Source organism: Caballeronia sp. dw_276, assembly GCF_018449635.1.
Lineage (GTDB): Bacteria > Pseudomonadota > Gammaproteobacteria > Burkholderiales > Burkholderiaceae > Caballeronia.
Map to the genome: position 1 here is coordinate 294960 of NZ_JAAVUV010000006.1, position 19023 is coordinate 313982.

19 protein-coding genes are annotated in these 19023 nt (G+C 56.9%); 16 read left to right on the top strand and 3 right to left on the bottom strand.

Translation table 11 applies throughout. The features are described from left to right. Positions 1 to 23: 23 nt before the first annotated feature. The 13 genes from HB633_RS15135 (at position 24) to HB633_RS15195 (ending at position 13303) form a co-directional block, all read left to right on the top strand. On the top strand, positions 24 to 461 hold the full coding sequence (locus HB633_RS15135) for an HK97-gp10 family putative phage morphogenesis protein (RefSeq protein WP_213778877.1): 438 nt from the start codon (positions 24 to 26) through the stop codon (positions 459 to 461). Then, positions 451 to 3594, top strand: coding sequence for a phage tail tape measure protein (locus HB633_RS15140; RefSeq protein ID WP_213778878.1), 3144 nt, complete (start codon positions 451 to 453; stop codon positions 3592 to 3594). Before HB633_RS15135 ends, HB633_RS15140 begins: the two co-directional genes overlap by 11 nt. After that, the gene (locus HB633_RS15145) at positions 3594 to 3932 is read left to right on the top strand and encodes a phage tail protein (RefSeq protein WP_213778879.1); all 339 of its coding nucleotides are present in this window, start codon (positions 3594 to 3596) and stop codon (positions 3930 to 3932) included. The genes HB633_RS15140 and HB633_RS15145 overlap by 1 nt, the downstream gene beginning before the upstream one ends. A gap of 6 nt (positions 3933 to 3938) precedes the next feature. Beyond that, a complete protein-coding gene (locus HB633_RS15150) occupies positions 3939 to 4856 on the top strand; it encodes a hypothetical protein (protein ID WP_213778880.1) in 918 nt (305 codons plus the stop codon). Further along, on the top strand, positions 4856 to 5536 hold the full coding sequence (locus tag HB633_RS15155; RefSeq protein WP_213778881.1) for a phage minor tail protein L: 681 nt from the start codon (positions 4856 to 4858) through the stop codon (positions 5534 to 5536). The genes HB633_RS15150 and HB633_RS15155 overlap by 1 nt, the downstream gene beginning before the upstream one ends. A 6-nt stretch (positions 5537 to 5542) precedes the next feature. Further along, a complete protein-coding gene (locus tag HB633_RS15160; RefSeq protein ID WP_213778882.1) occupies positions 5543 to 6295 on the top strand; it encodes a C40 family peptidase in 753 nt (250 codons plus the stop codon). After that, the gene (locus tag HB633_RS15165) at positions 6292 to 6858 is read left to right on the top strand and encodes a tail assembly protein (protein WP_213778883.1); all 567 of its coding nucleotides are present in this window, start codon (positions 6292 to 6294) and stop codon (positions 6856 to 6858) included. Before HB633_RS15160 ends, HB633_RS15165 begins: the two co-directional genes overlap by 4 nt. Beyond that, a complete protein-coding gene (locus HB633_RS15170) occupies positions 6858 to 10259 on the top strand; it encodes a phage tail protein (protein ID WP_213778884.1) in 3402 nt (1133 codons plus the stop codon). Before HB633_RS15165 ends, HB633_RS15170 begins: the two co-directional genes overlap by 1 nt. A gap of 305 nt (positions 10260 to 10564) precedes the next feature. Continuing rightward, positions 10565 to 11323, top strand: coding sequence for a hypothetical protein (locus tag HB633_RS15175; RefSeq protein ID WP_213778885.1), 759 nt, complete (start codon positions 10565 to 10567; stop codon positions 11321 to 11323). A gap of 8 nt (positions 11324 to 11331) precedes the next feature. After that, a complete protein-coding gene (locus tag HB633_RS15180; RefSeq protein WP_213778886.1) occupies positions 11332 to 11646 on the top strand; it encodes a hypothetical protein in 315 nt (104 codons plus the stop codon). 77 nt (positions 11647 to 11723) lie between these two features. Continuing rightward, positions 11724 to 12053, top strand: coding sequence for a hypothetical protein (locus tag HB633_RS15185; protein ID WP_213778887.1), 330 nt, complete (start codon positions 11724 to 11726; stop codon positions 12051 to 12053). Positions 12054 to 12269: 216 nt separating this feature from the next. Further along, positions 12270 to 12764 carry a lysozyme gene (locus tag HB633_RS15190; protein ID WP_213778888.1) on the top strand — a complete coding sequence of 165 codons (495 nt, stop codon included), beginning with the start codon at positions 12270 to 12272 and terminating at the stop codon, positions 12762 to 12764. Next, positions 12761 to 13303, top strand: a complete 543-nt coding sequence (locus HB633_RS15195) for a lysis system i-spanin subunit Rz (RefSeq protein WP_213778889.1) — start codon at positions 12761 to 12763, stop codon at positions 13301 to 13303. Before HB633_RS15190 ends, HB633_RS15195 begins: the two co-directional genes overlap by 4 nt. A 43-nt stretch (positions 13304 to 13346) precedes the next feature. On the opposite strand, the gene HB633_RS15200 is transcribed toward HB633_RS15195, so the two are convergent. Continuing rightward, entirely contained in the window at positions 13347 to 14129 is a 783-nt protein-coding gene (locus tag HB633_RS15200) for a hypothetical protein (protein ID WP_213778890.1), read from the bottom strand. Positions 14130 to 14276: 147 nt separating this feature from the next. Further along, positions 14277 to 14801 (bottom strand): hypothetical protein, encoded by a 525-nt coding sequence (locus HB633_RS15205; protein WP_213778891.1) that lies wholly within the window; start codon positions 14799 to 14801, stop codon positions 14277 to 14279. 604 nt (positions 14802 to 15405) lie between these two features. Between HB633_RS15205 and HB633_RS15210 the strand changes: the two genes are divergently transcribed. Further along, a complete protein-coding gene (locus tag HB633_RS15210) occupies positions 15406 to 15900 on the top strand; it encodes a GNAT family N-acetyltransferase (protein WP_213778892.1) in 495 nt (164 codons plus the stop codon). On the opposite strand, the gene HB633_RS15215 is transcribed toward HB633_RS15210, so the two are convergent. After that, a complete protein-coding gene (locus HB633_RS15215) occupies positions 15897 to 16523 on the bottom strand; it encodes an SCO family protein (protein ID WP_213778893.1) in 627 nt (208 codons plus the stop codon). The genes HB633_RS15210 and HB633_RS15215 overlap by 4 nt on opposite strands. A 359-nt stretch (positions 16524 to 16882) precedes the next feature. On the opposite strand from HB633_RS15215, the gene otsB reads away from it, so the two are divergent. Both otsB and otsA read left to right on the top strand, forming a co-directional pair. Beyond that, entirely contained in the window at positions 16883 to 17635 is a 753-nt protein-coding gene (gene otsB, locus HB633_RS15220) for a trehalose-phosphatase (protein WP_213778894.1), read from the top strand. Then, complete coding sequence (otsA, locus tag HB633_RS15225) at positions 17632 to 19011, top strand: alpha,alpha-trehalose-phosphate synthase (UDP-forming) (RefSeq protein ID WP_213778895.1); 1380 nt, start codon at positions 17632 to 17634, stop codon at positions 19009 to 19011. The genes otsB and otsA overlap by 4 nt, the downstream gene beginning before the upstream one ends. Positions 19012 to 19023 lie beyond the last annotated feature (12 nt).

The window sequence follows — 19023 nt, forward strand, 5'->3', positions numbered from 1 at the left end:
TTCCATGGTGTTTCCGAAACGAAATGGCTAAAAACTTCAGTGTCGAAAATTTGCAGGCGATGACCGATGTGTTGCGCGGGCTTGAGAACGTTGCTCGCGAGTCAGTGCTGCGGCAGGCTGCAGTAGCCGGCGCTCGAGTCATTTTCGAGGAAGTCAAATTGCGTGCGCCAGTTGGCGACAAGGTGTACGAGCGCAAGGGCGGTACGCACACGCCGGGAAAGCTTCGTGACTCGATCTTGATCGCGTACGACAAAGATGTATCGGTGACTGGCAAGTTGGCCTCATACATCGTGACTTGGTCAAAGGAAGCGTTTTACGGACGTTTCCTTGAATTCGGAACTTCGAAGATGGAGGCCAAGCCATTCCTGCGACCAGGCTATGACGCAAAAAAACAGCAAGCTGCCGACGCGGTCGATGCTGTAATTCAAACCAAAGTGGCGGAATTCATGCATGGCAAATGAAACCGTTGTTCGTGTAAGCGTTGATGCCACCGGATACGAGGCCGGCACCGAGCGCGCCCGGCGCAGTGCAGAGGCCTTCGCAGCGTCCCAAGAGGATCTGGCGCGTCGAACTCAGATTTCGCAGGCTGCGGTGGTCGAGGCCACCGCGAATGGCAGCACCGCATCAGTACGGTCAATCAATGCCCTTGTGCAGCAGGCGGCGAAGATGTCGGACACGTACGGTATGACCTCGCGCCAGCTGCTTGCGTATAAAGCATCAATCATGGGCGTCTCCGATGCGATCGCCCCGTATCTGGAGAAGATGGACGCGATCGACGCCGCGAATGGGCGTGCATCGGCGTCGACATCTGCCATGGGTGAGAGCAGTACCGCCGCTGCGGCCCGCATTTCGACGATGGTCGAGGCGTCGTTAGAGGCGTCGGCGGCAATCAATAGCTCGACGGTGGCAGCTGACAGGTATGCGGCAAGCGTTGAAGCGATGGCGGTCGCCGCATCGACGGCAGAGAAAGCCAATGCGGGTATCGCTTCGTCTGCCACTGCAGCGGCGGCGGCTCAGACCGAGGCGTCCGTATTGTTTGCGGCTGCGTCGACGACTGTCAGCGGTGGCGCGGAAAAGGTTGCGGAGGCGCTAGGCCGCCAACTGACGGCATTGACGGCGTCGAAAGCGCAGATGGTCGAGTACGACGCTCAGATGGCAGGCTTCACGGCCGCTGAAACCGAGCAGGTCACTGCGATCGCAAAGGAGATCGAGCTGCGCAAGCAGCAGATTGCACTGGGCGAAAAAATGGCTGCGACGTTCGCGGTTACTGCCTCGGCGGCGCATGGCGCGGAAGGCGCGACTTCCGGAGTAACGAACGAAATCGGCGTGCTTGGTCGCGAGGCAGCAAGCGGAAATTTTTCTCGGATGGCGAGTTCATTCACGCGCTTGCTGTCACTCGCGGGTGCGCTGGATCTGCTACTCAACCCGTTATCGCTTACGGTCGCAGCTGTTGGCTACGCGATGTATTCGGTGGCGAGCCAGAACGAAAAGATGAATGAAGCGCTCATCTTGACTGGCGGTTATGCGGGTGTGACCGGCGATCAACTTCGGGACATGGCGACCGCAGCGACTGCTGGCGGGGCGACGTTCAATACAGCAGCCGAGGCGGTCACCGCGTTAGCGGCCACCGGTCGATTGACCGGAGACGAGATTGCCAATCTTGGGAAAAGTGCCGCCGATGCTGCGACATACACGAGCGTGTCGGTCAAACAGATGGTCGACGATTTTACGAAGCTCGCTGAGGAACCGCTGCAGGCTTCGGTCAAGCTCAATGATCAATATCATTATCTGACGGTCGCAACCTACGACCAGATCGCCGCGCTTGAAAAACAGGGGGATGCGACGGGCGCAGCCAAAGTTGCTGTGGAGGCCTTCTCGTCTGCAATGGACGATCGCACGAAGGAAATCGCCGCGAACGAAGGCATCATCCTCGCTGGATGGCGCGATATCAGGTCGATGATCAATGGTGCTGTCGAGGCTGTTGGGTCATTCGGCGCTGCGGCTAGCCCGGGCCAGATTGTCGCGCGCACGTTGGCAAACAAGGCGGCTCGTGCTCCGATCGGCCAATGGTCAGATGATGACGAAAAGGAACTGCAGGACCAGATCGCAAAGCGCGACGCAGCAGTTGTTGTTGCCCAGGCGAAGGCGCGCGTCGACCGGCAAAATCAGGAGTTGATCGACGCGAAGCATTCTTACGATACGTGGAATTCGCAGTTCGCGACGCCGGCGGAACGGCGTGCGAAAGAGATCCAGAAGTACATCGACACCATTGCAATACCGCTGAACCTCAGTCCGGAGCAGCAGCTTTCCGACGAGGAGCAGATCGCCGCCAAGTACCCCGACAAGAAAGCGCCGAGAACACCGCGCGCGAAAGCAGTCGTCGACGATTCTGGAACGAGGATGTTGCAACAGCTTCGTGATCAGGAAGCGTCGCTTGAGGCGCAGTTGTCGACGACGGACAAGCTGACAGGTGCCGAGAGTGAGCTTGCGAAATTCAATCAAGAGATTAGCGATTGGAAAAACAAAACGCTCACGCCGGCGCAGAAAAGCTTGGTGAGCGACCAGGAGGCGATCCGTGCGGCACTGCAGACCAACGTCGAGCTTGAGAAGCAGGTCGCGTACAAGCAGGCGCTGGCGACGTTGGCCGAGAGATCCGCGCAAATTGATTCGTCGATGGCGAACTACCAACGAAACCAAACGGACCAATACGGTCGCGAGCTCGACGCTTTCGGAATGGGTTCTGATGCGCTGAAGAATGCGCAGGCAGTAAAGTCAATTTACGCGGAGTATCAGCGGGAGCAAGACCAGCTCGCCAAGGCGGCCAAGGGCGGCACGATCAACAGCGAACAATACGCTGCTGATTCGGCCAAGATAAAAGCAGGGCTCGATCAGTCGCTGCAGGACTATGACACCTACTATTCGTCGTTAAAGGCCAAGCAGGCCGATTGGACAAACGGCGCAACTGCTGCTCTTGCTAACTATATGGATGGGGCGCACAACATGGCGGCGCAAACCGAGTCCGCGGTGAGCGACATGGCGAAGGGTATGGAGGATGCGCTCGTATCATTCGCGATGACTGGAAAGCTCAGTTTTAAGAGCCTTGCCGATAGCATCATCAGCGACATCATTCGTATGCAAGCGCGCGCTGCCATTTCTGGTCTATTCAATTTGGCGATCGGTGCAGTGGGAAGTTACTTTGGAAACTCGGGTGCTACGTTCGCGGCAAACGCTCAAGGCGGCAACACGCTCGATAATTTGGTGTCGAACACCGGAGGATGGGGAACGATACCAGCGCGCGCAAGCGGCGGTCCGGTAAGTGCAGGAACAACATATCTTGTCGGCGAAAAAGGTCCCGAGTTATTCAATCCCGGATCGTCGGGGATGATCACGCCAAATCACGCGATTCAAAGCAGCCTTGGCGGAGACATCAATATCAACGCGCCTGTGAGGGTTGAAGGCGGGACGAACGCCGCAGCAAATCAAAGCAATGGCGACGACCTAAACAAAAAAATCACGGCAGCGGTTCGTGCCGTCGTCGTCAATGAGCGCAAGCAGGGCGGTGCGCTCTGGAAAATGAAGAACGGGATCGCTTAATGGCCGACACATTTATCTGGGTGCCGACAGTCGAAAACCTGTCGGGCACCGCGACGCTGCACGTCCGAAAAGCGCAGTTCGGCGACGGCTATGAGCAGAAGGTCGCTGACGGCATTAACAACCGGAGGTCGTCGTTCAACCTTCAGTTTGTGAATGACGCGGCCACCATCTCCGCGATTCTTGCTTTCCTTGATGCGCATGCCGGCGCAACGGCGTTTTTATGGACACCGCTGCTGCGCCAGGAACTGCTTTTCACTTGTGAGACGTATTCCGAGCCAGTCAAAAACGGCACGGTCTACACCATCACAGCGACGTTTGATCAAACCTTCGCACCGTAAAGAAAAATGAACCTTTCGAAAATTGCCCTTGGTACACCTCCTACCGCGGTTGACGGAGATACCTCGCGCGACGCAAACACGAAGATGAATTCGAACGTCGACGTGCTCAATGCGCAAGCGACGCTCACAAGCGCGGCCGCGACCATCACGTCGGCGCAAGCATTAACAGCGGCACACGTGGGGAAGCGCGTCAATATCAGCTTGGCCTCTCCGGGCACTATCAATTTTCCGACTGCCGCCATCATGGGACTCGATGGCGTGATACATCTTCGCAACATCGGTACGACGCTGATCACGCTGGCGATCGCAGCGGGGTCGGGGGACACCCTTTCGCTGACTACCTTGGCAGGGGGAGAATCGGCAAAATTCGATTCGGACGGGACTCATGCTATTCGGTGTCTGCTGCGGGGCCGCCCCATTGTCGATCCCGGGTATATGCCTTTGGCTGGCGGCATTTTCACTGGAGCGCCGTCATATTCAAGCCTTGCCGTAGCAGGTGCGGCATTCCGGAACGCGGCGGCGGGCAAGGTATTGATCTATGGTTTTCACGCTGGCTCGACATTCTCAAATTCAGGACCGGTCACCTTTGCTGCGGAGGTCGATCAGCTAACAAATTGGGGAAATTCCAATACTTTTGCACCACCCGTAACTGCATCCTATCGAGTGCAGGCAAGCGTACTTATCTCAAGTGCGCCGGTGGCCGGAACGTCGATCGAACTTGCTTTGGTGCGAGGTTCAGACAGTGCTGTGATGGGTCGAGAGCGATTTATTTGTACAGGCGCTGCATTTTTTAACGTCCGGTTTGAGATCACCAGAACTCTCGCTTTGGGACAAGGGTATTTCATCCAACTTGCTGCGTCGTCTTCGGTAACGAGCAGCCCGGACACGTCGTATAGCCGCTTTTCCATTGAACAGGTGAACTGATGGCTGTCTCGGCTGATATTCAGTTGCTCGAACCCGGTCCCCTTATCGAACTATTTGAGGTGGATTGCACGGCCATTGGCGGCGACATGTTGCGATTCCACGGGCATTTGCAGTCGACGTCCATTTATTGGCAGGGCAACGAATACAAACCGTGGCCGATTCAGGCGGCCGGGTTCGAACACACGTCCGACGCTCAACAGCCGGAACCGACGCTGACGGTCGGCAACGTGAACGGCACTATCTCTGCGTTGTGTGTATTCCTTGCGGACATGGTGGGCGCACGCGTCACGCGACATCGCACGCTGGCAAAGTACCTCGATGCAGTAAATTTTCCTGACGGGAATCCTACAGCCGATCCGGATGAGGAGATGGCGCCGGAGCTGTGGTACATCGAGCAGAAAACTAGCGAAACGAACGTACAGGTCGAGTTCACTTTATCGTCCGCGTTGGATTTCGGCGGTCAGCAACTACCCGGGCGTCAAATCGCGGCCGGTTGCCAGTGGCGGTACCGGGACGAGGATTGCGGCTATACCGGAACCGTCTACTTCACGGTAAAGGATGTGCCGACTGATGACCCGGCGCTTGACCGGTGCAGCATGAAAACCAGCGGTTGCGAATGCCGCTTTGGTATCAATAACCCGCTCCCGTTTGGCGGTCAGCTCAGCGACAACCTGTCGTAAAAACCCATGAACGATGACATAAAGGACGCGATTGCAGATCATGCGATCGCAGAATATCCGCGCGAGGCGGTGGGACTCGTCGTGCTTAAGGACGGTGAAGAGGTGTATATCCCATGCCGAAATATCGCTCTGAATCCTCGCACTGATTTTGCGTTGCATCCTCGTGACTTTGCGCATGCGGAGGACGCCGGGCAGATTGTTGCACTTGCTCATTCACATCCCGACGAGACCGCGCGTCCGCGAACGCAAGACAAAGTAACTTGTGAAAAAAGCGACATTGCGCAGTGGATCATCGTCTCCATAAGCAAGAGGATTGATGGATCTATTGGCGTCGATGAGTGGTGCGAATTCGGACCGACAGGTTTCATCGCGCCGCTGCTGTCTCGCACGTTCGTGCACGGCGTACTCGATTGCTACGCGCTCGGACGGGATTGGTACCGCATCGAGCGCGGGATTGTGCTGCCCGACATTGCCCGCGCTGACGAATGGTGGAACGACGGTCGGTCGAATCTTTACATCGAGAACTACGAACGCGCAGGGTTTAGTAATGTCGGGACTGATGTCGAGTTGCAGGTAGGCGACGCACTATTGATGCAAATCCGCAGCAAGAACGGTGTACCAAATCACTGCGGCGTCTATCTTGGCGACGGAGCGTTTATCCATCATTTCTATGGACAATTATCGCGTCGTGAATCGTGGGGCGGTTTGTGGGCGCGCAGTCTGCAGGCGGTGCTTCGTTACGTGGGAGATCAAAAGTGAACGATAGAGTGAGGACGATTCGGCTATACGGGCCGGCTGCAAAATTTGGACGCGTCCATCGACTTGCTGTCGGATCGACAGCTGAAGCAATTCGAGCCCTTTGTGTTGTTGTGCCCGGATTTGAGAAGTTCTTGATGTCGGCAAAAGACGCCGGTCTGACGTTCGCTGTTTTTGTCGGTCGACGGAATGTTGAAGAAAAGGAGCTCGCTCATCCAGTTGGCGACGACGACATCCGGATTGCACCGATCCTCATTGGGAGCAAAAGCGGCGGACTCTTCTCAACGATACTGGGCGCTGCGTTGGTTGTTGCTGGCGTCGTGTTTGCCCAGCCCACTCTCATCGGTCTGGGCGTATCAATGGCACTTGGCGGTGTAGTCCAGATGTTGAGCCCTCAGCAAAGCGGCCTCGCCGGTGCAAGCGGGCCAGATAACGGCACGTCGTACTACTTCAACGGACCTGTGAACAGCGCAGCTCAGGGCGAACCAGTACCGCTCGTGTATGGCCGCATGCGGGTCGGCTCGAAAGTAATTAGCTCAGGAATCTTCTCGGAAGATCAACAATAATGGCAGAAGACGCAGACAGCCTTCATTCAATCGCATATGCAAAGGTAATCGACCTGATTTCGGAAGGGCCGATTCAAGGGCTAGTGAATGGCCTTGCGTCGATCTATTTAGACGATACGCCGATCCAGAATTCGGATGGTTCAACTAATTTCACGGACTACACCGTCGATTCGCGACTGGGGACCCGCGATCAGACATATATGTCCGGCTTCCCATCTGTCGAAAACGAGGAGGCGATTGGCGTCGCGTTGACATCCGATGCACCGTATGTCCACGCCGTACAAAACGTGCAACTTAGCGCGGTGCGGATCCGACTAGGTGTTCCCGCTCTGCAAAAATCTAACCCTGATAGCGGCGACATCACGGGCTACCGGATTGACTACGGGATCGACGTCGCGGTAGATGGGGGAATGTACGCGCAGGTTTTGACCGGCGCGTTCGATGGAAAGACCACCTCACTTTATGAGCGCAGTATTCGCATCGAACTGCCGCCGGCCAAAACGGGCTGGTTGGTTCGGATCCGCAGACTCACCGCGAATGCTCATAGCTCGCTGATCGCCGACTCGGTTAATGTCGAGGCAGTCACTGAAATTATTGACCGCAAGCTGCGATATCCGAATAGCGCGCTGGTTGGCATATCGTTTAACGCGAAATCTTTCAGTTCCGTCCCAACACGTGCCTACGACATTAAGGGTCTGCTTGTCTCGATCCCTTCGAACTACGATCCGGAATCACGTACCTATGCCGGAGCTTGGGACGGGACATTCAAGCAAGACAAAGCGTGGACTGATAACCCGGCTTTGATCTTTTACGATCTCGTCCTAAATCTGCGTTATGGCCTCGGTAAGCGCATCGATGCTTCGATGGTAGATAAGTGGGGGCTATACGACATTGCGCGCTACTGCGATGTGATGGTGTCGGACGGAAAGGGCGGGCAAGAGCCCCGGTTCACGTGCAACGCCTGTATCCAGTCGCAAGCGGACGCGTATAAGGTCCTTCAGGATCTGGCGAGCGTCTTTCGGGGTATCTCGTATTGGGGACCGGGAAGCGTCGTTGCGCGGTCTGATATGCCTGCCGACCCGGTGTATGTCTACACTGCGGCTAACCGTGGAGTCGATGGCCCGTTCACCTATGTCGGTTCCGCGCTGAAAACACGGTACACCGTTGCGCTTGTAAGCTGGAACGATCCGGCAAATTCCTATAAGCAGGCGGTCGAATACGTTTCAGATGACGATGGGATCTCTCGGTATGGAGTAACGAAGGCGCAGATCACAGCCTTCGGCACGACTTCGCAAGGGCAGGCTCACCGTCTTGGATTGTGGACGTTGCTCACAAGCAGGTACGAAACAAACACAGTTTCGTTCGCAGTCGGCTTGGACGGTACGCTCTGCGCGCCTGGCCAGATCATTGCTGTTGCGGATCCGGACAAGGCGGGACGACGCATAGGCGGGCGGGTGCGAACCGTTGACGGCGCGCACGTTACGCTCGACAAAGCGCCGGCGGCAGAGGCCGGCGATGTACTGACGGCAATTCTGCCCACCGGAATAGCGCAAGCACGCACCGTTCAGTCAATCGCGGGAGACACGATTACGCTCGCCACACAGTACGACTCCGCGCCGGTTTCGGGAGCCGTGTGGATGCTTGAAAGCGCTGACTTGGCGTCGCAATTATTTCGGGTGGTGAGCGTTCAAGAAAGCTCGGACAATGGGCAGATTTCATACACGGTTAATGCGACCCAGTACGAACCGGGAAAATACTCTGCGATCGATGACGGTGCGGCAATTCAAGTGCGGCCGGTTACTGTCATTCCGCCTTCCGTGCAATCGCCCCCGTCAAACGTGCGACTCTCGACATACTCGGCCATTGACCAAGGCATTGCGCGCACCACACTGGTAATTGCGTGGGACTCCGCGGACAAGGCCGTTTCGTACATTCCGGAGTGGCAGAAGGACAACGGCGAGTGGATTCCGATGAATGCCGTCGGCGGCCTTCAGGCTGAAGTGCATGGCATCTACCAAGGCGGCTATATCGCGCGCGTGCGTGCCGTAAATGCAATGGATGTGACGTCAATTCCTGCGTACAGCGTGCTTACGCCGCTCACGGGAAAAACCAGCCCGCCGCCTTCGGTAGCATCGCTCACAACCGTTTCGCAGATCTTCGGGATCGATGTCATCTGGACGTATCCGGCCGATGGGTCGGCCGGTGACACGCAACGCACAGAGCTTTGGTATAGCCGAACGCCGGCACGTTCGGATGCTGTGAAGCAGTCCGACTATGCGTACCCGCAGGCCAAGGCCAGCATCATGGGGTTGTCCGCCGGGCAAGAATTTTTTTTCTGGGTTCGGCTTTTCGACACGTCTGGAAACATCGGCCCTTGGTATCCAGCCGGAGATCCAGGCGTGCAAGGTACGACCCTTACGAACGCCGACGGTGAGTACAACAGTTACTTTGCGGGAGTGATCGAGGAGTCTGCACTGGGGAAGTCGCTACTCGCAAAAATCGATGCGATCCCGGATCTTCAACAGGAGGTCACTGATACAAGTGCGGCTCTGACGCAGGAGACCCAGAATCGCGTCGATGGTGACTCTGCGTTGGCCGAACGGCTCGACATTGTCAGCGCACAGGTATTGGTGCCTCCTCTCGCTGGGTCAACCGGGGACTATGCTGGATCGACGCAGGTGTACGCCGGCGTGTGGTCGGAACAGAGCGCTCGCGCCGAAGCCGACCTCGCAATTGCAAAGAATGTCGATACTGTCACCGCGCAGATCACAAGCAGCAGCACGCAACTGATTGCCGCAGTGCAGACCGAAACGCAGGCGCGCGTCGATGCCGATAGCGCGGCAGCGCAGCAGATCACCACTGTTCAAACGAGTGTCGCGGACGTCACAAATAATAAATTGCCGGCCCTTTCGGCATCCGTCCAAACGAATGCGAGTGCATATGCCGACTTGAGCGGCAAGGTCAGCTCTGCGTACACGATCAAGACGTCAATCAGCGTCAACGGCCGTACATACATGTCGTCTATTGGTGTTGGGACGGACAACGCAAGTGGGATTATCGAATCGCAAATCCTATTGGCCGCAAACCGTGTTGCGATCATCGATCCAAATGGCAGCGCTGTTACTGCTCCATTCGTGGTGCAAGGCGGCCAGGTGTTCATTGCGCAAGCGCTGATCGGAACAGCGTGGATTGGAAGTGCGCAAATCGCCGATGTTATTCAAGCCACTGCGGTCGGCGCGAATGGACAGCCGCTTTGGATACTGAATAAGAACTCAGGGATAACGTTCAATGGCGCCAACGCGGGAAGCGGATATGCGGTGAGTGACAATTCCGGCGGCCGAGCCTACGACAACAATGGGACACTTCGCGTTCGGTGGGGTGTTTGGCAACCGGGGACGTAGATGCCAGCAGGACTTCAAGTTTGGGACGCATCGGGTAACTTGATCGTCGATATCACATCGCGCCTTCCTCGTTTTGTGGGGTCTGCGCCAATCGGGCCCGACAACAACAGCGTGACCGACTCCAGGCTGTCTGGCGGCACTGTTTGGTTCGCGTTCCAACCATCCCAGATCTGGGGGTTTCAAAATATGGACGTCAGCCGTCCCATTTTCACGGTCTCGGCAAATACCATCAGTTGGACATACTCAGCAGGTGCGGGTAGTCACAATATCCACATCCAAGGTACTTTGTTTTACGGGATCTATTGATGCCAGTCGGATTTCAGTGCTTCGCGCAAGATGGTTCAAATGTCGCGCAGATTGATAGCGATGTGGGACTCGGCAATATCCAACTGCGACAAAAGATAACGCAGACGATGAGCTTCGCCGGGTTTCTGGTGTACACAATTGCAGACACCACTCGATACAGCTCACAGGGTAATCAGACCACCTTCACGTTTGCGGCGACGAATCCATTCGTGGTGTTTGAATGCCCGGGCGGTTATTGCGTGCCAATGACTTGGACGAAGTCCGGTAGCAATTGGTCGGTTGTCGTCGTCGGAAGTGCTTCGGTTCCCGTCACTTGCTACGTGTTCGATCAGGTAAGCGCGATTCCGGGTGGTAGCAACTTTGGCTTGCAGGTTTTCAATGCCCAAGGCGTTCTCGTTGCCGATGTCACAAAGCCATTTCCGCGCATCGTGGGATCGAATCAAGGGAATCCGAAGTACGCGGTCGGATCAACCGGGTACACGACCGACAGTGGCACCTGGCCAGCAGCACAGGGATCGAAAGCTTATTCGGTCGCACAGCGTGTTGGCATCGCCTGTGTGCAACCTGGGTTCGGCACCGGAGGAACATCGGGTGGTGCGAGCAATGCCGGTGTGGTGATGTCGACGTTCAACACGTCCGGCGGTACGGTGAGCCAACAAATGACGATGTTCGGCGACACAAGTAACTTCAACAATTACACCGGCTTCAAGGAGGCGCTGAGCTGGTCGTATCTCGCAGTCGATATTTCTTTTCTCTAGGACGAAAAATGCCCATAGCAGCCAATTACGAAACGCCGAGCACTGGCGCGTCGGCGACATATCACGTCGTGCAGCAAATCACGCTCGACTTTGTTTCACTAATAACGAATTCGACAGTCGCATCCTTTCTTTCAAAAGATGCTAAGGACTCGGGCAAGTTCCCAATGTACACGCAGCAGATCCCGGTCGATGGCTTGCCTCCGGCGGGACAGGATCCATTGCTTTACGCGGAGGCTCGCATTATCGAACCGATGCCAGACGGGACGGCCGTTGTTCCTTATGCGAACCGCTATGCGTTCGCTGGCGGTGAGATAGTCGAATAAATAAAACGTGCAAAGCACCAGCCGCCTGAGGGCGGTTTTTTTACGCCTGTTGGCGGGGCATGAAGACGAGGGCGGGAATGCCACCAAAAGATGAGATAGCTGAGGCCATCTTGGCAATCAAGGCTGATCTCGATCAGCGCCACGGTGAAAACATCACGCGCGCGCAGATCAACGAAAAACTTCTAAACGAGCTGATAGGTCGCGTCGACGGTCTCTATCACGCATTCCCGGATGAAGACCCAAGTGGCCATCGTCGGTATCACGACGCCATCAGTGAGCGAATTGAAAAACGCGCCAAGCTTTACGACGCGATGCTTGAGGAGCTGACAAAAAAAGGCATGTGGGCGCTGATCTCATTTGTAGGGTTAGCCGTCATTTATTTTATTCGGGGAAAAATTTTGCCATGAGCTTGGTTTCCTACTGGCGCTCGGCGCACAGGCGCAACAGCGTTCGCGCATTGATCTTGGGCACGGCAGTCCCGTTCATCGGAGGTGTGTGGGCAGCGCTGCCTGGCGCATTTGTTGACCGCCTGCCGATCTGGTTGATCTTCGCCGTGCCCTGCGTCATATCGGCAGTCGGCCTGGTCGGCGCATACACCTCACAACCCAGTCTAGAGAAAACTAATGTCGACACCAAATAAGCCGGCCGCAAAACGGACGATTCAGGCGACGGTCGGAGCGGCTTGCGCCGGCATCCTCATCACGTGTGTGCCGAAGTTCGAGGGCACGGTGTTGCGCGGCTATAAAGACCCAATCGGCATTGTGACGGCTTGCACTGGACACACCGCCACGGCAGTGCTCGGACGTCCCTACACGCCAGAGCAGTGCGCTGAATTCCTGAATGACGATCTCGTATCGCATGCCGACGGCGTTGATGCGTGCGTGAAGGTGCCGATGACCTATTACCAACGCGCGGCGTTCATCTCGTTTGCTTTCAATGTCGGCACGGCGAAGTTCTGCGGCTCGACGATGGCACGGCAGGCAAATGCAGGCGACATGCCAGCTGCCTGCGCGCAGCTTAGCCGATGGATTTATGCAGGATCACCGCCGAAGGCGCTGCCGGGCCTCGTGACGCGTCGCGCCTACGAGCGCCAGCTTTGCGAAGGAAAGGTTCAATGAGTCCATACCTGATGACAGGCCTTGCTGCGGCGCTAGTCGGTGCTGCAATCGCTGGCGGCGGCGTTCACAAGCTTGACGGTGTGTCGCTCGCTCACGAACAGGCTGACCACGCACGCGACAACGCGACGCATGCGGCTGCAATCGCGCAGATCAATGCTGATTCGGCAAAGTCACTTTCCGCTGCACTCGCCAAACAACAGGCTACCGAAGGACAGGTAGCGTCTATCGAAAAACAGTTCACAGATGAGGTCTCAAAACATGCGAAAGATTCTTTGGATTATCGCGCTCAGCTCGTCGCTGGCACTCAACGCTTGCGCGTCCGGGTCACCGCCGCCGCCTGTAATCCTTCAGCCGCCAGCGGTGAAAGCGCCGCCCCCACCAATGGCGCTGATGGTCCCGCCACCTTCGCAGACCTCTACGGCCCGACTGCAAGCGGCGTTTTCAAAGTAGCTGAAGATGATCAAAACGAGATCGACAAGTTGGCAAATTTGCAGCTGTACGTAAAGACGTTGCAGGATCAGGGATACATCGGGCAGTAGCGGAGGACTTGCCGTTATCGGAGCCACCGATAACGGCAATTAGTTAGGAGCCGAGCTTTTCTTTCAGAGCTGGCGCGATGCGCGTGGCGATGGACGTGGTCCATGCGTTAAGGAGATATGCATCAGGAGTTCGGCAATCATCACCGAGGTGGCCTTGTGTGAATGTGTTCGTCGCAACGCCGTTTTGATCAACTACCCAATTTGAGGGTAGTCCTCCAACAGGAAATGCGAGCGCCTGGGCCGTGGCTCCGGATATGGCCTGAATCAATCCATCTGCGGCACTATGGCCGGTCTGCGCGTCGCAGGTTGGTATCGGCAAAATGATGAAAACAAATTTGCCGGTTACACCGGCCCGGCGGATGAATGTGAACATGTCCTGTTGAAATGTCGCAAGCGCCGCCTGTTGCTTCGGATCGTCCATGGGCGTGACCATGTCGTCGAGCTCAAAGTTGACGACAAGCCAGCCGTTTTGATCGGTCTTGAATTGATCGTCGGTCGGCGGCAAGCCATTGTTTTCGCCCATGATCAGAGCGTGCAACCCCGTGCCGTTCAACACCTGGGGTGTTACTGAAGCGGTTACGCCTTGAGCGGCCAGTGCGTCTGTCAATGTCTTGACCGTGGTTGCGGCTCCGTCTGATGCCGCAGTGTCCGAAGTCGCGGGCGCGACAGCAATTTTCGCGACGGCCGCGCCGGCAGCAACGCTCGGAAGCGGATTCCCATAGAACGAAATATTTGCGACTTTTGCGGCCGCCCCTGCGCCGCCGTCGCCGCCCCCGCAGGCAGCCATTGCGAAACATGCAAATAACGGAAGGAAGGTTCTTTTCATATTTTTGCCCCGGCAAGTTTTTGTAATTGAGTGCCGAAGTTAACATCAGTTTATTGCCCGACGCAATCTTGAAATTCTTTTTTGATCATTTAAAACGAGAAGAGCCCACGTTCGCGGGCTCTTTTTTCGCATTAAGCGGCGTGCGGACTACGGCGCGAGATCTTGCAGGACCTTTGCAAATGAATCGTACGACTTAAGGAGAGGTTTGGAATTCGTGCTACCGGATTGTTCAACTTGAAAAGTCAATTGCAAAGGAGGCCCCTCAAGGGTTTTAGTTGCCTCCTGGATAGAGCTCTGCAAGTCTTTGACGGGGTCTGGAGCGCCGGTGCGAATGACGACTTTCGGCCCGGAATAACCCGCGCGACGAAGGAAAACAGGTGTCAGTTTATGGCCCTGACCAACTTGACCAGTTTGGAACACCGCGAATGCAGCGCTCTTTGGCGTAGTGTCCGTATTGAGGACATACTGCAAACTTTGGTATTTTGCAACGATGGGGTTCGGCAACGCACCTGATAGAGTGAAACCCGCCTTTGTAAAATGCTCGTGGAATTGGTGAACCGCTGCTTTGACCGCTGCGACAATTAACTCTTCGTTTTGCATTTTGATTTTGTCGATCAGCGGCTGAAGTTCGCCTTTGAGATTTTCAAGTTGTATTTGTTGTGCAAGCGTCATGTTGATTCAAGGTGTGGGTTAAAACGTAAATGATACCTAAACCCGTCGGCCGCCGCGAGTTACACGAAATTAATGCAACTGCACCTGAATATCACCAACTTTTGTATCGATGCCACGCGTTCGATTGATGGATTTGAATATCGTCATCCGCTCCAGTGGCTCGTACCCAAAAGGCACATCCTTTTTCCGGGCCTGGGTTGATCGAAACGTCGAGGCCACGCACGCAGACCGTGTTGCTTCCTGAGCCATCTAGTCCGGCATAGTGCTCGCATTCCCGGCAAAGGCGATTATTTCCATAAGGCTGGAAGTGTCTCGTCTTATCGGTTCAGTACTGTATGTATAAACAGTATATCCGAACGTCGAACCTGTATCATGACATCGATTCGAAGGAGCGTGAGTGGTTAAATGACGCGGTTAAATGTCATAAGCTTTTGATTTTGAATACTTCGCAGCGGCCTGCAAAGCCGTTTAGGCCGGTTCGACTCCGGCTCGCGCCTCCAGGATTCAAAACAAAAAAGCCCTGACTTGGTCGGGGCTTTTTGTTTTGGCGCTGGCGTTTGCACGTTGCATCCGACATCAAATCTTCTTGAGGTGAAATGAATCCATGACCGACCTCCACTCCGACTTCGAATGGCGCTGGGCCGCGTTCAGCGAACTTGGCGCGTCTGATGTCTACACCATGCTCGCCGCCCGCAGCGAAGTGTTCGTGATCGAGCAGCAGTGTTTGTATGCCGATATAGACGGTCAGGATACCGATGCATGGCATCTGCTTGTGCTGAGCCAAACGGCCAACGCCGAACTGGCCGGCTATCTGCGCGTTCTGCCACCCGATGAAACCGGCGTCGCGGAGAATGCCGACGTTCGCATCGGGCGCGTTCTCACGAGGGCTCCGTTCCGGGGCATAGGTCTCGGTCAGGCGATGCTCGAACGCACGCTCGCGCATATCGCGACGCAATGGCCGAGCCACGCAATCCGCCTTCACGCCCAAGCGCATCTCCAGCGCTTCTACGCAGGCTTCGGCTTCGAACCCATCTCGGACATTCATCTCGACGACGACATCCCGCATATCTGGATGCGTCGCTTGAGTTCGTCGCGTTAGGACGGCGAATCGATCACGCGGCGCAGGTCGGTCGTGATGTTTTCGATGGAATCATTTTCGGTCGCGAGCAAACGCGCGTGGCCGTGGGTATCGAAGATATAGACGGCCGAGCTGTGCGTGACGTCGTATGCGCCCGACGGATCGCGTTTTTCCATCTGATAAGCCACGCGATACCGCTTCGCAAGCCCTTCAATTGCCCCATCCGTGCCCGTCAGGCCGATCGCATGTTCCGCGTCGAACGCGCGCACGTAGTCGTGCAGCGCCGCCGCTGTATCGCGGGCGGGGTCGACGGTGATGAAGGCGATGCGCGTGTTCTTTGCGTCAGGTCCGAGTTGCTGCAAGACCTGCATCAGCCGCGCCATGGTTTCCGGGCACACGTCCGGGCAATGCGTGTAGCCGAAGTAGACGAGCGTGGTTTTCCCCGCGAACGACTGGCCGGTAGCGGGTTTGCCGGTGTCGTCGGTGAGATTGAAATCGAGGTCGGGGAGATGGCCCGTGACATCGGTCAGTTTCCAGGGCGCCGCGTCGTGATGCGAACATGCCGTGAGCGCGGCACTGAAAACCAGCGCGGCAAGCAAGGCGTACACGCGGCCTGCGCGATGAAACCGGGACCAGGAAGACATTTTGCGACTCGGACAAAGTGGGATGCATGAATCCACAAGATCGGATGATTCGTCACAAGATGTTTCGTGACGCCATGCGGGCCCGACTTTATCTCAGAATAGAGGCCTTCGCCGCGCATCCATGAATTTGGGCGGCACTTCGTGGCGATTTGCCGCACATTCTCGGGATCGCGGTCTGTCGGCCGATCGAAGCGATTTGCAAGGTTCGAGTGCACGGTATGGGCTGTTCGTTCGTTATGGAGTGCATCCACGCCGCTTTCTCCCAAGGGCGTTCCCGCTGCGGGCGTACCTAAAAGGCCGACTTGGCGCTTCAACATGCGCGTACTTTCCGGCCGTTCCCGGCTAAAAGGCAGATATCGATGCAAAACCTTCCTGAAAAACTTCCGCTCGCCGAGACCGCTTTTTTCTTCGATTTCGACGGCACGCTCGTCGAACTGGCTTCCACGCCTGATGGCGTAGTTGTGTCGCCGGCCGTGGCGCCGATTCTTGCCGCGTTGCGCCGCGCGACCAACGGCGCAGTGGCGATCGTGTCGGGGCGGGGGATCGAGAGCATCGACTCGTTTTTGAAGATGCCCGATATCCCCGTCGCCGGTCTTCATGGCGCCGAGCGCCGGGATTCGAACGCGGACGTGCATCGCGTGGGTTTCAACGACGAACGCTTGATGCGCATGGAACACGTGCTCGAAGGCGTGATGAAGGCGAATCCCGGCATGCTGCTCGAGATCAAGGGCGCGGCGCTCGCGCTTCATTACCGCAATGCGCCGGATCGCGGTCCGGCGGCGCGGGAGGCGACGGAGAAACTCGTCGCGCAATACGCCGATGCCTACGTCCTGCAGCCCGGCAAGATGGTCTACGAGATCAAACCGAAGGACGTCGATAAAGGCCGCGCCGTGCGCGCTTTCCTCGATGAACCGCCTTTTACTGGGCGGCGGCCGGTGTTTATCGGCGACGATCTGACGGACGAGAAGGGCTTCGCGGTCGTGAACGAGCGCAACGGGCTTTCAATCAAGGTCGGCGCGGGCGATACGCTCGCGCATGCCCGCATCGATTCGGTGAGCGCGTTGATTGAATGGCTGCAAGGCGTGGCAGATATTCAAGGAACGCGTTCGTGAGCCGCCTGATCATCGTTTCGAACCGCGTCGCGCCAATTTCCGAAGGCGGCCCGGCGGCGGGCGGCCTGGCAGTGGGCGTCTACGATGCGTTGAAGGAAACCGGCGGTATGTGGTTCGGCTGGAGCGGCGACGTAGTGGCCGAAGCGCCCGAGGGCATCAAGCTCGAAGAACGCGGGCGTGTGACGTTTGCGACCATCGGGCTCGCGCAGCGGGACTACGACCAGTATTACCGTGGCTTTTCGAACGCCACGCTTTGGCCGGCGTTCCACTATCGGCCGGATCTGATCCAGTTCGATCGCGATGAATTCGATGGTTATTGCCGCGTGAATCGATGGCTCGCGAAGCAACTCGCGCCATTGCTGAAACCGGACGATGTCATCTGGGTCCACGACTATCACCTGATCCCGTTCGCGCAGGCGTTGCGCGACGAGGGCGTGACGAACCGCATCGGTTTTTTCCTGCACATTCCGTTTCCAGCAGCGCAGGTTCTGTTGAGCGTGCCGCGTCATCGCGTGCTCGTCGAGGCGTTGTGTTCCTACGATCTGCTCGGTTTCCAGACCGCGCCCGATTTGCGCGCGTTTTGCGATTACATCGAGACGGAGGCAAATGGCACGGTTACGCGCATCGCTGGCGAGCCGAATGCCGTGGGCGCGTTCGGCAGGACGCTGAGGGCGGGCGCTTATCCGATCGGCGTCTATCCCGATGAAATCGCCGCGCTCGCCAAAGACGGTGAAAGCGGGCGCGAGGTGCAGACGGTCAAGACCACGTTGCGTGATCGCAAGCTGATCATGAGCGTGGATCGACTGGATTATTCGAAGGGCCTCGTCGAGCGATTTCGCGCGTTCGAGAAGTTGCTTGAACATCAGCCGGCACAACGTAACAACGTATCGTTCGTGCAGATCGCACCGCCCACACGCGCCGACATGGACACGTACAAGGACATCCGCCTCCAACTCGAGGCGGAATCCGGCCGGATCAACGGCCGATACGCAGAACTGGACTGGACGCCGATCCGCTATATCCACAGGCAATACGAGCGGCCGGTGCTCGCCGCGCTGTTCCATGCGTCGCACGTGGGTTTCGTCACGCCTTTGCGCGACGGCATGAATCTGGTCGCGAAGGAATACGTGGCGGCGCAGGACCCGGACGATCCGGGCGTGCTGGTGTTATCGCAATTTGCAGGCGCGGCGCAGGAACTGAACGGCGCGCTGATCGTGAATCCGCTCGATATCGCCGGCATGGCCGACGCGCTGGCCACAGCGCTCGCCATGCCGCTGGCCGAACGAAAGGCCCGTCACGCCGAGATGTTCACGCAACTTCGCGAGAACAACGTCTCTGTCTGGCGAGACAATTTCATGCGCGACCTGCAGGCATGACGTAAAAAAACC